We start from the raw sequence: 13916 nt of genomic DNA, 5'->3' as shown, positions 1-13916 counted from the left end.
TGGCCACGGCGCGCGCTGGAAGGGGTGATCGCCGATGCCAGTCCGCACGTTCTCACGCTCGCCCTCGCGGACGGCTCCGAGGTGCGGCTGCCCATGTCGGCGACCGTCTCCATCTGGTACGACGGCCGCGCCGAGCTCGCGGCGCTGCGCCCCGGACGGTACGCCGTGGTGCGCCCGGCGGCGGCCGGAGGGCTGGCCGCGGAGCAGATCTGGGTCGACATCGCACGGGTCACCGGTGTGATCACCAAGCGCGCCGGCGACGTGTTCGAGGTCGACGCGGGGCCGCATCGCGGACGGCTCGCCGTGACCGTGCCGGCCCAGGCGCTGCGCCGCGTGCAGGTGCGCCATCCGCGGCTGGAGCCGGGTGCGCTGCTGGACGTCATCGGCGTCCGGCGGGGCCATGAGGTCCTCGGGCTGCGGCCCGCGCACACCTCGCCCCAGCCCGCTCCGCACGCGATCGAGCCGGCCTCGCGCGGGTCCGCCGGGTCCGCCGGGTCCGTACGGGTCCTGCACGGCACGGCGACCTGGTTCGACCATCCCGACGGCGTGCGCGGCGCGGCATACCCGGCCCTGGACCCGTACGGCGACGGCGGTGGCTGCGGCACCGGCCCGGTGACCCGGCTGCCGTACCTCTCGCTGGGCAGCGTCGTGCGGGTCCGCAACGAGTGCACCGGCCAGGAGGCGTCCGTGCCCGTCATCGAGTGCGGTTGCCTGGCGGCGCGCTTCTGCGACCGCTGCGTACGGTGCGGGACGTCACCGCGCGGACGGGTGGTCGAGCTGTCGAGGAGTGCCTTCGTCGATCTGGGCGGCGACCTGGACGCCGGATGCTTCAACGTCACGGTACGAGTGGATCAATGATGACCGAGCTCTTCCGCGAGGTGCAGATTCCGTTCCTGGCCGCCGTGCTCCTGGCCGCGGCGGCCGGCAAGGCGCTCCCCCAGGGCCGTACACCCGTCCCGACCCGGTACGGGGGAGGCGTCTCCGTCCTGGCCCTCGCGGCCGGCGAGGCGTTGCTCGGCGTCCTGCTGCTGACGACCTCGCTGTTCGTGGTGCGGCTGGCGAGCGTGGTGTTCTTCGCGACCGCCACGTCCGTGGTGGCCGACCTCGTACGGCACGGGTCCGATGAGGCGTGCGGCTGTTTCGGCCGGTTCAGCACGGAGCCCGCGCGCCGTCTGAGCGTCGTACGGGCGGGGGTGCTGACCGGGGCGGCCATCCTGGCGGCCGGCGTCCCCCGTACCGGCGCGCGGATCCTCGCCTCGGCGGACGGCCGGTCCGCGGCGCTGCTGGCCGTGGAGTGCCTGGCGTTCCTCGCGCTGTCCCCTGAGCTGGCGGCCGCGGTCGAGCGCAGGCTGCATCCGGTCCCGTGCGAGCTGCGCGAGGTCCCCCTCGACGCGACGTACGCGACCCTGCGGCCGAGCCCCGCGTGGCGCGAGCACGCGGGGTCCCTCACCTCGGCCGAGCCCACCGACGTGTGGCGTGAGCTCTGCCACCGTTACCTCGTCTACCCCGGCGAGGTCGACGGCCGGCCGGTCGAGGTGGTGTTCGCCGTCCCGGTCGACGGGGGACCGGCGGCCGTACGCGCCGGGCTGGCGTGGGACTCGGGGTGGGACCGCCAGGACGACGACTCCGGACCGCAGCGCGTGCACAGTCCCGTCGGGGGGCGCTGACGACGCCCCCCGGCACCGGCCCGCCGGGGAACACGCTGGACGACACCCCGGCACCGGCCCGCCGGGGGACACGCTGACGGTGCGCTGACACCGGTTCGGCGCGCGCTGCCAGCAGGCCGTCAGCCCGCGGTGCGCGCCGGGCGTGAGAGTCGGATCAGGCGCGGGAACGCCGCGTCTGATCCGAGTCTCAGGGAGTCCTCTCATGCGGAACACGCGCGTTCTCGTCTCCGGCGCCGGCATCGCGGGTCTGGCGCAGGCGTACTGGCTGGAGCGGCACGGCTTCGACGTGACCGTCGTGGAGCGGGCGGCCGAGCCCCGGCCCGGCGGTCAGGCGATCGACGTACGCGGCACGGCGCTGACCGTCGCCGAGCGGATGGGCATCCTGGCGGACCTGCGCCGGCTCAAGACGGACATGCGCGGCTCGTCGATGGTCGACGGGTCCGGCAAGGAGCTGTACTCCAGCACCGAGCGGACGTTCAGCGGGGGCGCACTCGACGGTCCCGACGTCGAGATCATGCGGGACGACCTGGTCGGTCTGCTGCGGGAGGCGGTGGGAGACCGGGTGAAGTACCTCTTCGACGACTCGATCGCCGCGATCGCCCAGGACGAGGAGGGCGCGCACGTCACGTTCGAGAGCGGCGTCGCGCGGACGTACGACCTGGTCGTGGGCGCCGACGGGCTGCACTCGAACGTCCGCAGGCTGGTCTTCGGCCCCGAGACGGACTTCATCCAGCACCTCGGGATGTACGTCGGGGTCTACACCGCGCCGAACTTCCTCGGGCTCGACCGCTGGCAGTCCTTCTGCATGGAGGACGGCGTCGGCGGTGGCGTGATGACCGCCCGCGGCAACACCGAGGTGCGGGTGTACGTCGGGTTCGCGTCCGAGGAGCCGCTGGACTACGACTACCGGGACATCGAGGCGCAGAAGCGGCTGCTGGCCGACCGCGTCGGCGACGTGTGGGTCTTCCCCACCGCGCTGAAGTACATGGGGGACGCGCCGGACTTCCACTTCGACGCCATGGCCCAGATCCACATGGACCGCTGGGCGCGCGGCCGGGTCGTGCTGCTGGGCGACGCCGGCTACTGCGGGTCGCCGATGTCGGGTCAGGGGACGAGCATGGCGCTCATCGGCGCGTACGTCCTGGCGGGGGAGCTGGCGGCGGCCGGCGGCGACCACGAGGCCGGGTTCGCGGCGTACGAGGCGGAGCTGCGGGACTTCGTCGCCAGGAATCAGGCGCTCGCGCTGGTCGACCGGGACCGCCTGGAGGCGTCCGGCGATGCCGCGGTCCCGGACGACGACATCGCGCGCCTCACGGAGGTGGTCGACTCGCTCACGCTGAAGGACTACGCGCCGGCCGGGGACCCGGCGAACGTCCGGCGGTAACTCGTGGGCGGGACACCGACGACGCGAGCGAAGTGGCGGCGGAGCAGGGTGGCGGTGCCGAACCCGGTGCGGACCGCCACCTGCTCGACCGCCAGGTCGGTGGTCTCCAGCAGCCGCTGCGCCTCGGCACGCGCTGCCGGATCAGCCAGTGCGCGGGCGTGGTGCCGGTCAGCTGCGTGAAGTGCCGGGCGAACGTCCGCGGAGCCGTGCCCGACCGTCTCGCCAGGTCCGCCACGGACAGCGGCTCGGCCAGGTGGTGGCGGGCCCAGTCCAGGGTGTCGGCGACCGCGGACTGCGCGGCGGCCGGGGCGGGGACCGGGCGCTCGACGAACTGCGCCTGGCCGCCCTCCCGGTGCGCGGCGGTGACCATGCGGCGGGCGATGGTGTTGGCGACGGCCGCGCCGTGGGCCCGGCGTACGAGGTGGAGGCACAGGTCGATGCCCGCCGCCGTGCCCGCCGAGGTCCAGACGCCGCCGTCCTCGGTGAACAGCACGTCGGGCTGGACGCGGGCGGCGGGGTGGCGCTCGGCGAGCGCGCCGGTCAGCGCCCAGTGGGTGACGGTCCGGCGGCCGTCGAGCAGTCCGGCGGCGCCCAGCACGAACGCCCCGGCGCACAGCGACGCGATCGGCACCTTCGCCTCATGCGCGGCGCGCAGCGCGCGGAGGACGGCCGGGGACACGGACGCGAGGGCGTCGACCCGGCCCGGCACGACGACCAGGTCGCACGCGGTGAGCGCGTCCAGGCCCCGGTCGGGGGCGAGGGTGAGGCCGTGGTCGAGCACGACGGGGCCCTCGCCGCAGCGCCACAGCGCGAAGTCCGGGCAGCCGGGGCGGGAGACGCCCCACACTTCGGTGATCACGCCGTAGTCGAAGGAGCGGATGCCGTCGCAGACAACGACGCCGATGGATTCGCCGGTCGGGCAGCGTCGCGCAATCGCGGCAGGCTACCGACCGCGCCCGGTGCTGCCGGTCCGGACCGGCCTCCCGTCTCGATCATCCCGGTCCGTCGGCAGGCCGCGTACCAGCCCTGTCGCTGCTTCGGCTCCTTATTGGTTCGGGTGTTTGAGGGCCAGTAGTTCGGCGGCACGGACGGCGCTGGCGCGACGGCGGTTGAGGGCTTCCTCGGCGGTCGTGGAGCCTCGCTCGGTCATCCGGGTGATCTGCGGGACGGCCGACCACCAGGCCGCGATGGTGATGAGGAGGAACAGCAGGTCGCCAGGGGGTATCTCGTCGTTGAGCGTGCCCTCGAGCTGGGCCTGCGCGATGACGTCGACCTTGTCCTGGTAGTGCTTGCGCCGTTCGGCCTCGTCGGGCACCGGGCGGTCGCCGAAGTGCAGGGCTTCCCACTGCAGAAGCCGGTGCAGTCGAGGGTTACTCGTGTGGTAGTCGAACAGCCTGCCCGCGAACGCGCCGATGTCCACGATCCCCGCCGTGTCGAGGGTGACGGCCTCCGCGATCGCGAGCAGTTCGTCGCCGAGCACGGTGGCGAAGAGGCCGTCTTTTCCCCCGAAGTAGGCGTAGACACGCTCGCGGTTGACCCCGGCCGACCGGGCGATCTCATCGACGGTCGTGGCGTCGGGGCCACCGGCGGCGAACAGCTCGACGGCGGCCCGTTTCAGTCGGGTCGGGATATCTTCCGAAGTCCGCGGCACCACCAAAGCTTAGTTCAAGGCAGCGCCGCGACGGTCGACAGCGGAGTCCGGTCCCGCCGGCAGGCGCGTCGCTGCCACGTTTCCGTTGGCCCACGACGCGTCGACGCGGTGGCGCTGGATCCGCCAGACGTGCTCGTGGTCGCGTACGAGGTGGGTGTCGAAGAAGTTGCCCAGCCACAGGTGATCGCCGTAGTCCGCCGAGGCTCCCTCACCCGGTCGGTGATGCTGCCCGATGAGGTAGCACGTCAGATGGGCCCGGTCGCCGTCGATCTCGACGCGGATGTTGGTAACGGCATGCATCGAGTCGAGCTCGCCAACATGGTTCATCAGCATCTCGACGACGTAGTCGCGGCCTTCGTAGGGCTCGAAGGTACCCACGGACGCGTCGAGCCCGCCTAGGTCGAAGACGATGTCGTCGGTGAAGGCAGAGGCCAGCAGCTCGGCGTCGCGCTTGTCGATCCCCTCGACGAAACGATAGACCGCGTCCTCGATGCCTTCGCGGTCGTCGGCGACTGTGGCATTGCGAACGATCATTGCTTTCCTTTCCGTTCGAGATGTGCGCTCTGTGTCGGCGACGCTGGTCAGAAGACCAGGACCAATCGGCCGCGGACTCCTCCTGCGGCCAGCCGGCGGTGCGCCTCTTGGACGCGGTCAACCGGGTAGGTGTCCGCGATCCGCGTGGTGAGGCGGCCGGTGCGGAGGTGGTCGGCGAGTTCTTGCAAACTCTCGGTCCGTTCCATGTCGTCGAGGACCAGGATCGGCTCGATGCGAATGCCGCGTTCGGTCGGGCCGGTCCAGAACCGGAGGGTCGCCAGCGCACCCCCGTCGCGGATCGGCGCGAGCGCGGCCGCGTCGAGGACGGCAGCGTCGATCAATCCGTCCACACCGTCCGGCACCACGGCCCGGAACGCGGCGCCCGGGTTGTCCGAGCGGGGAATCACCTCGTGGGCACCGAAACCGCGGACGAGCTCCTCCTCGCCGGGTTTGGCGTCGGCCAGGACCCGCAACCCGGCATGGACGCCGAGCTGGACGGCGTACTGCCCGACGGCGCCGGCGGAGCCGATCACGCCCAGCGTCGCGCCGGGCGGAAGGTTCAGGCGGCGCAGCGCCTGCAGGACGGTGAGGCCGTTCATCGGGATCGTGGCCGCCTCGACGTCCGGGACACCGTCCGGGGTACGCACGACCGACGCCGCCGGGGCCAGCACCAACTCCGCCTGAGCGCCTCCCTCCGGCCGGCGGGGGTATACCGCGGCGAAGACGCGCTCGCCCGGCTGAAAGTCGGCGCCTTCGCCCACCGCCTCGACTGTCCCGGCCACCTCCGTGCCGGGTGTCCACGGCGGTGGGAGCTCGCCGCCTCCCTGCTCCCGCAGCAGGACGTCGGTCGGGTTGACGGTGGCGGCGGCCGTACGGATGACCACCTGGTGGGGGCCGGGTTGCGGTTTCGGCCGCTCGGCGATCTCCAGCACGGACGGGTCGCCGGGACGAGTGATGATCACGGAACGCATGGGTCGACCATAGCAACAACGATGTTGTTGCCTCCAGGCCGATTCCCGAATACAGTTCCAGCAACGACGTTGTTGGAATGGATATCGGCGGCTGTCGCGCGTGCTGGACACCGGCCTCGCCACGCTGGAACGCGTCTGGCGATCGAACGTCGTGAGCTGCTTCCTCACGACGAAGTACTACCTGCCCCGGCTGCTCCGCGACGGTGGCGGCCGCATCGTCTACCTGACCAGCGCCATCGGAACCCAGGCGGGACCGGGCATGGCCCCGTACGGCGGTACGAAGGCCGCCGTCAACATCCTCAACAACGTCGTCCACCAGGAACACCGGGACGACGGCATCCGCACCGTCGCCATCGCACCGGGCCTGACCCTGACACCGGGCATGCGCAGCAGCGTCGGTGAGGAACACGTCCAGCGCGTCTCGGCCGGCTACCCCGGCGGACGGCTCGGCCAGCCCGACGACCTCATCGGTCTCGTGGCCTTCCTGTGCAGCGAGACCGTGAATCACCTGTCCGGGACGGTCATCAGCGTCCGGCCGCCGGCGGGGCTCTGAGCCGCCGCGCTTCCCAGCCCGATCCATCGACTCCCTTGCGAAGGATTCGAAGATGAAAGCAGTCGTCGTCACCAGTTTCGTGGAGTCGCCACGACTCGTCGATCTGGCCGACCCTCGACCCGGCCCGGGCGAGATCCTCGTCGCTGTCCGGTACGCCTCGATCAACCCGGTCGACTGGGCCGCCTCGACCGGCGCCCTCACCGGGCTCGCGAAGAATCGTTTCCCCCTGATCCTCGGCTTCGACGGGGTCGGCCGGGTCGAGGCTCTGGGCGACGGGGCCACCCACTTCGCCGTCGGCGACCTGGTCTTCGGCCAGTTCTGGGGTGACGTTCTGCAGTACGGAACGTACGCCGAACGCTTGACGATCGCGGAACGTCCGTCGTTCGGGGCGGTACAGACCATCCCCGACGGCGTCGACCCGCGCGTGGCCGCTGCGGTCCCGACCGCCGGTATGACCGCGTACGGTGCACTGGAGCTTCTCGATCTGCGGCCGGGAGACAGTCTGCTCATCCTCGGCGCCACCGGCGGAGTCGGCGTACTCGCCATGCAGCTGGCGGCGCAGGCCGCCCTGAGCGTCACCGCTACCACCCGCGCCGACGCCGCCGATCGCATCCGGCTCCTCGGTGCCACGAAGACCATCGACTACGCCACGCAGGCGATCGGCGACGCCCTGAGGACCACGGATCCGGAGGGCCTCGACGGCGTGCTCGACCTCGTCGGAGACCCGGAAGGCGTCGACATCGCCGCGCGTCACGTACGCGACGGCGGCAAGGTCGTGTCCGTCGCCGGCGGCGTGACCGGCGAACTCGCCGCCCAGAGCCGGGTCACCGCCACCAACTATCTGCTCGACGACAAACCCGCCCGCCTCCGCTGGGTCGGCGAACGCCTAGCGGCGGGCGGCCTCGTCGTTCCCATCGACCGGGAAGTCAGTCTCACCGAGGCGCCCGAGGCCGTTCAGGCGGCCAGACAGGGCGGAGCCCGCGGCAAAACCGTGATCCGAGTGGGCTGATGGCGGGGGCGGAGCCGGCTCGGCCGGACTGCTCCGGCTGGGGTCCGTATCGCAAAACGGCTTCGGCGCATAAGCGGTGGTCGGGCTACCCCTTTGAGTGAGTACATATGACGGGGGATCTTGATCTTGAGGAGATGCGCCACTATGACGAGCGAGCGGATCGTCGAGCAGGACCCAGCAGCCGCGTGGAGTAGCTCGGCCACGGATGAGCAGATGATCGCGATACTGGTCGACCGCGGCTGGCCCGTCCCGCGACTGGCGTTGATCTCCGGAGTCCGAATCTCGTTTGGCGCGCCGTCCGCAACGACCCCGGCCGGGTCCGGCACCCCTCCCCGGAGGACCACCGGGCCTCGCTGGTCGCCGACCTGCGCGACGTTGCCTCGCGCTACCCGGCCGATCGCCAGCCAGCCTGCACCACGGCCGGTTCGCCCACGTCCTGCGCACCACCGACCTGCTCTCTGCGGGCGTATAGCGGACTCTGCCAGAATCCCTAGAAAGCCCTAGAGAGCACTCGACGCGGTCCTCTCGATCTTTTTCTAGGGCTCTCTAATGCCACAGCTAGAAAGGCGTAGATTCCGCTCGACGCTCGATCGGGCGCTCTACGCCTCTCTAGCGCTCTCGCAAGAGACCGATATACGACGTCAGACCGGCTGCGACCTGAGGAAATGCCCGAAGTGTGGCACCGTGAAGGCGACCAGGCCACGCTCCGCGCTGTAGATCAGCCCCTTCTTGATCAGGCCGTCGCGGGCCGGCGAGAGGCTGGACGGCTTACGGCCCAGCTCCTCGGCCACGGTGGAGGTCGGCACCGGGTCGTCGCCCAGCGACGCCATGGCCCGCATGTAGTCGCGCTCGGCCGGCGTGGCCCGCTCGTACCGGCTGCCGAAGAAGCCGACCGCCAGCTCTCCCTCCGCCTCCGGGGCCGCGACCTTGATGTCGTCCGCGCTGATCGGGGTCTCGGGCGCGATGTCCCAGGCGACCTTGCCGTACGCCTGGACGAAGTAGGGGTAGCCGTCGGCCGCCTGGTAGAGCGCGTCGAGGGCGTCCGGGGTGAAGGTCACGCCCTCCCGCTCGGCCGGGGCGAGCAGCGCCAGGTCGGCGGCGGACCGGTCGAGCCGGTCGATGCGGGCGTACCGGAAAAGGCGCTCGGAGTAGGACTTGCTCGCCGACAGCACCGCGGGCAGGTGCGGCAGCCCGGCGCCGACGACGATGAGCGGGCCGCCGCTCTGGGACAGCTCGTGGCAGGCCGCGCACAGCGCCGACACGTCGTCGGCCGGGATGTCCTGCATCTCGTCGACGAACAGCGCGATGCCCACCCCGAGGTCGGTGGCGACCGAGGCCGCGTCGACGAACAGCTCGGTCAGGTCGATCTCCAGGTCGCCGGAGTCGGCCCGGCCGCGCGCGGCGGGCACGTCGATGCCCGGGTTCCACCGGCGCGGGGCGGTCTTGCCCTTGACCGGCTCGGTCTCGGCCTGCGCGAACGCCTTCAGCACGCCGAGGAACCCCTCGATACGGTCGGGCGCGCGGTGCCGGGGCGCCAGCTCGCGCACGGCCATGTGCAGGGCGGAGGCCACGGGACGGCGGATCGACTGGTCGGGGCGGGCCTCGATCTTGCCCGTCCCCCACAGCCGCTGGATCGCCATCGACCGGAACGTGTTGAGCAGCACGGTCTTGCCCACGCCGCGCAGGCCGGTCAGGATCATGCTGCGCTCGGGGCGGCCGTGCGCGACGCGTTCGAGAACCACCTCGAACTGCCGCAGCTCGCGGTCGCGGCCGGTGAGCTCTGGAGGCCGCTGCCCCGCGCCGGGGGCGTACGGATTGCGCACGGGGTCCACGCTCTCGGACTCTATGAGCGGATATAGCTGCGGCCGTAGATTTCCGTAGAAAGTGCTACGGCGTGTCGCGCGCCGATGCGGCCGGCACCGCGTCGCGCTCGGAGCGGTGAGGATCGCCACCGGCCCCGCCTCCTCAGACGTGCGCATACAGAATGTCGAACCTGTGTTCGAAGTTCTGCAACGGTAGCGCACCCGAGCGGCCCCGTCAGCGGAACGCCCGCTATCAGTCGAACAAAGTATCGATCATGCGATGGAGCGAACCGGCCATCTCCGCGCGCTTGTCCGGCGCCGCCGCGATGACCAGACCCGCCTGCCAGAGCGCGCCGAACAGCAGGTGGGCGAGCGGCTCCGGCGCCTCATCCCGACGCAGTTCGCGTACGGAGGCCCGCAGCAGCCGACGCGAGCAGTACGGGTTGTCGAAGTCGAGCGAACGCTCCCAGCCGAGCACCAGCGGACCCTCGATCAGCACGATGCGCCGGACGGCGGGTTCGAGACACGAGCCGAGGAACGAGTCGAGGCCCGCCTTCAACCGCTCGACCGCGTCGCCCTCCGCCGTCTCGGCGGCCGTACGAGCGCGCTGGTAGATGTCCTTCTCGATCGCCGCGTGCGCCGCGCGGAACAGCTCCTCCTTGTCGGCGAAATGGTGGTAGAGCGCGCCGCGCGTCACGCCGGCGCGCCGCACGATCTCCGTCGTCGACGTCTCGGCGAAGCCCCTGTCGGTGAACAGGGCGATGGCGGCGTCGACCAGTGCCGCCCGCGTCGCCTCGCCCTGTTCCACCTTGAGACTCATGAGGGTCATCGTAGGTGCACGTTGATGGTCGCGTCCGTCCTGAACTCCCCCGGATCCGCCCGTCCGGTCGCCACCCAGCACGAACCGCAGGGGATCGCCCCGCAGCACGGGACCGCCGGCGCCGACCGCGTACTCACCGGCCCCGTCGAGGACCAGCCGGACCGGGCCCCGCCCCAGCCGCTCGAGCTCGTCGCGCAGCCACCGGACGCTCGCGAGCAGGCCGGGTCCGCGTTCACCGGGCCGCCCGAGCGCGGCCCGGATGTCATCGCCGTGCACGAACGCGTCGTACCAGAGCGTGTGGACGCCGTTGCCGAGCGACCGATGCGGCTGCGGGCTCGGCCGTTCCCAGGCGGCGTCGTCGAGCGCCTCCAGGAACGGGATGAGCCGGGCGGCGGCCTCGCGCAACCGGGCGGCGAGATCCGCCGGATCGGAGTCCCGGAACTCCCGCGCCTGGTCGTCGGGCGTACGCGAGCCGATCACCCCGCGCACGGAGTCGACGGCGTTCCCGACGACGTGACCGGCGACGTCGCGGACCTCCCAGCCCGTACACCGGGTCGCCGTGCGCCATTCCTCCGGCGACAGCCCGTCGATCAGCGCGGCGAACCTCGCGTACTCCCCCGCCAGACCCGCCACGACCTCCGCCCGCCTCATCGGACGTCCCCGGCGACGGCCCGCGTCTCCGCCCGTACGGCCTCCGCGATCCGGGCGACGGTCTCCAGGTGGGGCAGGGCGTCCAGGGCGCCGATCCGGATGACGAACCGCCGCGCCCCCGCGTCCGCGTACGCCGTCAGGCGCTCGGCGCACTCGTCCGGAGTGCCCGCGACGAAGGCCTGCAGCCGCGCCATGTCGTCCAGCGAGGAGCCGTAGTAGCCCCGGACATAGGTCTCCAGCTCCGCCCGCGCCCGGTCCGGATCACGCTGCGGGAGCACGGTCACGTACAGCGCGGGCGTGACCGCCCCGGGCGCGCGTCCGGCCGCGGCGGCGACAGCGTCGATCTCCGTACGCTGCCGGCCGTACTCCACCGGATCGGGAAGGTAGGGCAGCCAGCCGTCGAAGAGCCGCCCGACCCGGTCGACCGCCTTCGGTCCGGCACCGGCCAGCCAGAGCGGCGGTCCGCCCGGCCGCGCCGGCGCCGGAAGGCCGGCGAGATCCTCGAAACGCCAGTAGCGGCCGTCGAACGTGTCCGGCCGGTCGATGCTCCACAGCGACCGCCACAGCCGTACGGTCTCCAGCAGGCGGCCGAGCCGCTCGGTGAACGGCACCCCGGCCGCGGCGAACTCCGCCGCCGTCTGCGGGTACGGGAAGCCCGCGCCGAGGCCCAGCGTCAGCCGGCCTTCGCTGACGAGGTCGAGGGTCGTGATCGCGTGCGCGGCGAGCAGCGGCTGCCGGAGCGCGCCGGTCAGCGCCGCCGTTCCGACGCCCACGGTGGAGATCGCGGCGGCGACGGCGGACAGGAGGGTGAGCGGCTCCACGCGGGGTCGCGCGGTCAGCGAGTCACCGGCCCACACGGACGCGAAGCCCAGGTCCTCCGCGCGCCGCGCGAAGTCGATCAGTCGTGTCACGTCCCGGTCGCCGCCGATCGCGGCTTCCCGGGTGGGGAGAAGAACACCGATGTCGATCACGCCGCACACCATACATACATGCAGCCTGTACGTACAGTCTGTATGCATGCCCTGAACCGCACGGCACGCCAGGCGCCTAGATGATCAGGAATCGAGAAGCGCGCGTTCCGGCGCTGCTTCTAGTCTGTTCGTCACGGGGGTTCACCGGATGGGCGTAAGACCATCTCTCAAAACCTCGAACACCAAGCGATCCGCAAGAGAGAGATCAACCATGAGCAACGCCGCCGACAAAGCGTACGAGGGGTTCACGGCCGAGGAGCGGGCCGCGATGAAGGACCACGCTCAGGAGATGAAGAAGTCGGCGCGACGCACTTCGAAGGCGGAAAAGGCGGCGGAGGCGCTTCGCGACATGCTGGCGAAGATCGCCGAAATGGAGGACGCGGACCGGGTCATGGCCGAGCGTGTGCATGCCGTCATCACGGCCAGCGCTCCGGCTCTCGCGCCGACGCTGTGGTACGGGATGCCCGCCTACGCACTGGACGGCAAGGTCGTCTGCCACTTCCAGCCCGCGAAGAAGTTCAAGACGCGCTACGCGACGCTGGGGTTCAGCGACGTGGCCAAGCTGGACGACGGAACGATGTGGCCGGTCGCATTCGCCCTGGCCGAGATCACCCCCGAGGTGGAGGCGCGGATCGCCGAGCTCGTGAAGCAGTCGGTGAGCTGACACGCCCTCGGCTCTCGCATCGCCTTCCGGCCTGGACGACCAGGCCGGAAGGCGACGTCGCCGCGTCCGGGAAGCGTCAGGCCGAGCGCTCGCCCTTAGAGAACGGCGACTTCGACGCAAACCCTGACGAAGCGCGACAGATGGTCAGCGACTTGACCAAACCGGCGGCGCCCCTACCGGCAGCGAATTCAAGGCCGTCTACTAGGCGAAGAAACTTCTCCTCCTAGTAGACACCTCGAAATGAGCACTCCCCCTCGGGAGAGTGGTTTCCGCCGATTGGGGGGAATTGGTGCTCGGGGTCAGCCGGGTCCGTCGCTCGCGGATGCCAACAGTGGCACCACCACATCGCTGATCGGCAGCGGGATGCCATGAGCTCGCCCGCGCCGCACTATGACACCGTTGCGGAGATCCCATTCGAGCGGCCGGCCGGCTTCACGGTCGGCGAGGATGGAGGTGCCCATGTCGGCCGGGTACGCCTGGAACGCGGCGACGATCTCTTGCGGCACCTCGTCGCCCAGGACCGCACCCTCCGCGCGGGCGACCTCAAGACACTCCTTCAGGTAGTCCAGGGACAACCGGGCGATGTCGGCGCGGCGGAACATGCCTGAACGGCGGCCACTGAGAACCATCAGCCCGGCGACCGCGTTCTGGAGCAGCTTGCGCCACGCCACGGACGTGAAGTCCGCGGCCACATCGACCGAGCACCGGGTGCCGCGCAGCGCATCAAGCACCACCCGGGCCGCCGGTACGTCCGGCACGGTCAGGCGGGCTTCGCCGCGCAGCCACACCGAACCGCCCGGCTGGGCCTGGGCCGGGAACCACACGACAGAGGGCAGTACCGGGCGGTCGGGGACGTAGGGCGCGAGGGTCGATTCCTGCTCGACGCCATTCTGCAGAACGCAGACCACGGTGTCCGCATGGCACAACGCCGACAGCCATGGCGCCGCCGCGTCGACCTGTGTCGATTTGACGGCGAGGAAGACAAGGTCGACCGCCTCTTCGGTCTGCGCTGGATCGGTCAGCACCGGGCCGGGCACGACGACGAGACCTTCGGCGTCCTGCAGCTTCAGGCACTCGCGAGCCGTGCGGCCACAGAGCATCGGGGTCCGGCCGGCCTCATGCAGCGCCGCCGCGACGGTGGTGCCGATCGCCCCCGGACCTACAACGGCGACGGTCGGGTGCCTGGACGTTGCCATCTTCTCTGGAGAGTCGATCTTGGCCATGGCGACCAGGTTACGC

At 71.3% G+C, this 13916-nt stretch carries 13 protein-coding genes and 1 pseudogene; 6 read left to right on the top strand and 8 right to left on the bottom strand.

Translation table 11 applies throughout. From position 1 onward, the window contains the following. The first annotated feature begins 24 nt into the window (after positions 1-24). The 3 genes from NDW01_RS18195 (at position 25) to NDW01_RS18185 (ending at position 3051) form a co-directional block, all read left to right on the top strand. Entirely contained in the window at positions 25-858 is an 834-nt protein-coding gene (locus tag NDW01_RS18195) for a septal ring lytic transglycosylase RlpA family protein (protein ID WP_252822032.1), read from the top strand. Continuing rightward, complete coding sequence (locus NDW01_RS18190; RefSeq protein WP_252822031.1) at positions 858-1667, top strand: MauE/DoxX family redox-associated membrane protein; 810 nt, start codon at positions 858-860, stop codon at positions 1665-1667. Before NDW01_RS18195 ends, NDW01_RS18190 begins: the two co-directional genes overlap by 1 nt. A gap of 202 nt (positions 1668-1869) precedes the next feature. Continuing rightward, positions 1870-3051 carry an FAD-dependent monooxygenase gene (locus NDW01_RS18185; protein WP_252822030.1) on the top strand — a complete coding sequence of 394 codons (1182 nt, stop codon included), beginning with the start codon at positions 1870-1872 and terminating at the stop codon, positions 3049-3051. Here the strand turns inward: NDW01_RS18185 and NDW01_RS44345 are convergent. The 4 genes and pseudogenes from NDW01_RS44345 to NDW01_RS18160 form a co-directional block, all read right to left on the bottom strand. Next, positions 3012-3955 (bottom strand): annotated as a pseudogene (locus NDW01_RS44345) (GlxA family transcriptional regulator). The gene NDW01_RS18185 and the pseudogene NDW01_RS44345 overlap by 40 nt on opposite strands. 141 nt (positions 3956-4096) lie before the next feature. Next, positions 4097-4702 carry a TetR family transcriptional regulator gene (locus NDW01_RS18170; RefSeq protein WP_252822029.1) on the bottom strand — a complete coding sequence of 202 codons (606 nt, stop codon included), beginning with the start codon at positions 4700-4702 and terminating at the stop codon, positions 4097-4099. A gap of 9 nt (positions 4703-4711) precedes the next feature. Further along, positions 4712-5236 (bottom strand): nuclear transport factor 2 family protein, encoded by a 525-nt coding sequence (locus tag NDW01_RS18165; protein ID WP_252822028.1) that lies wholly within the window; start codon positions 5234-5236, stop codon positions 4712-4714. Positions 5237-5283: 47 nt separating this feature from the next. Beyond that, the gene (locus NDW01_RS18160; RefSeq protein ID WP_252822026.1) at positions 5284-6207 is read right to left on the bottom strand and encodes an NADP-dependent oxidoreductase; all 924 of its coding nucleotides are present in this window, start codon (positions 6205-6207) and stop codon (positions 5284-5286) included. Between the two features lie 100 nt (positions 6208-6307). Between NDW01_RS18160 and NDW01_RS18155 the strand changes: the two genes are divergently transcribed. Continuing rightward, complete coding sequence (locus tag NDW01_RS18155; protein ID WP_252822024.1) at positions 6308-6760, top strand: SDR family NAD(P)-dependent oxidoreductase; 453 nt, start codon at positions 6308-6310, stop codon at positions 6758-6760. Between the two features lie 52 nt (positions 6761-6812). Then, entirely contained in the window at positions 6813-7769 is a 957-nt protein-coding gene (locus NDW01_RS18150) for an NADP-dependent oxidoreductase (RefSeq protein WP_252822022.1), read from the top strand. Between the two features lie 641 nt (positions 7770-8410). On the opposite strand, the gene NDW01_RS18145 is transcribed toward NDW01_RS18150, so the two are convergent. The 3 genes from NDW01_RS18145 to NDW01_RS18135 form a co-directional block, all read right to left on the bottom strand. Then, positions 8411-9601: an AAA family ATPase gene (locus NDW01_RS18145; protein WP_252822020.1), complete on the bottom strand. Its 1191-nt coding sequence runs from the start codon at positions 9599-9601 to the stop codon at positions 8411-8413. 223 nt (positions 9602-9824) lie between these two features. Continuing rightward, positions 9825-11042, bottom strand: a complete 1218-nt coding sequence (locus NDW01_RS18140; protein ID WP_252822018.1) for a maleylpyruvate isomerase family mycothiol-dependent enzyme — start codon at positions 11040-11042, stop codon at positions 9825-9827. Continuing rightward, positions 11039-12013 carry an LLM class flavin-dependent oxidoreductase gene (locus tag NDW01_RS18135; RefSeq protein WP_252822016.1) on the bottom strand — a complete coding sequence of 325 codons (975 nt, stop codon included), beginning with the start codon at positions 12011-12013 and terminating at the stop codon, positions 11039-11041. The genes NDW01_RS18140 and NDW01_RS18135 overlap by 4 nt, the downstream gene beginning before the upstream one ends. Positions 12014-12224: 211 nt before the next feature. Here NDW01_RS18135 and NDW01_RS18130 point away from each other — a divergent pair, with 211 nt between their 5' ends. Then, positions 12225-12677 (top strand): iron chaperone, encoded by a 453-nt coding sequence (locus NDW01_RS18130; protein ID WP_252822015.1) that lies wholly within the window; start codon positions 12225-12227, stop codon positions 12675-12677. 299 nt (positions 12678-12976) lie between these two features. Here NDW01_RS18130 and NDW01_RS18125 read toward each other — a convergent pair whose 3' ends face one another. After that, positions 12977-13900 carry an oxidoreductase gene (locus tag NDW01_RS18125; RefSeq protein WP_252822013.1) on the bottom strand — a complete coding sequence of 308 codons (924 nt, stop codon included), beginning with the start codon at positions 13898-13900 and terminating at the stop codon, positions 12977-12979. Between the last annotated feature and the right edge of the window lie 16 nt (positions 13901-13916).

Origin of the sequence: Actinoallomurus soli (assembly GCF_024055715.1) — a bacterium.
Taxonomy (GTDB): domain Bacteria; phylum Actinomycetota; class Actinomycetes; order Streptosporangiales; family Streptosporangiaceae; genus Actinoallomurus; species Actinoallomurus soli.
The sequence above is the reverse complement of the archived record's forward strand: the minus strand, read 5'-3'. Positions and strand labels throughout refer to the sequence as shown.

Excerpts from the sequence above, each read along its gene's own strand:
- NDW01_RS18140 (WP_252822018.1), bottom strand. The coding sequence starts at position 11,042 with ATGAGGCGGGCGGAGGTCGTGGCGGGTCTGGCGGGGGAGTACGCGAGG.
- NDW01_RS18190 (WP_252822031.1), top strand. The coding sequence starts at position 858 with ATGACCGAGCTCTTCCGCGAGGTGCAGATTCCGTTCCTGGCCGCCGTG.
- NDW01_RS18165 (WP_252822028.1), bottom strand. The coding sequence starts at position 5,236 with ATGATCGTTCGCAATGCCACAGTCGCCGACGACCGCGAAGGCATCGAG.
- NDW01_RS18185 (WP_252822030.1), top strand. The coding sequence starts at position 1,870 with ATGCGGAACACGCGCGTTCTCGTCTCCGGCGCCGGCATCGCGGGTCTG.
- NDW01_RS18160 (WP_252822026.1), bottom strand. The coding sequence starts at position 6,207 with ATGCGTTCCGTGATCATCACTCGTCCCGGCGACCCGTCCGTGCTGGAG.
- NDW01_RS18150 (WP_252822022.1), top strand. The coding sequence starts at position 6,813 with ATGAAAGCAGTCGTCGTCACCAGTTTCGTGGAGTCGCCACGACTCGTC.
- NDW01_RS18130 (WP_252822015.1), top strand. The coding sequence starts at position 12,225 with ATGAGCAACGCCGCCGACAAAGCGTACGAGGGGTTCACGGCCGAGGAG.
- NDW01_RS18125 (WP_252822013.1), bottom strand. The coding sequence starts at position 13,900 with ATGGCCAAGATCGACTCTCCAGAGAAGATGGCAACGTCCAGGCACCCG.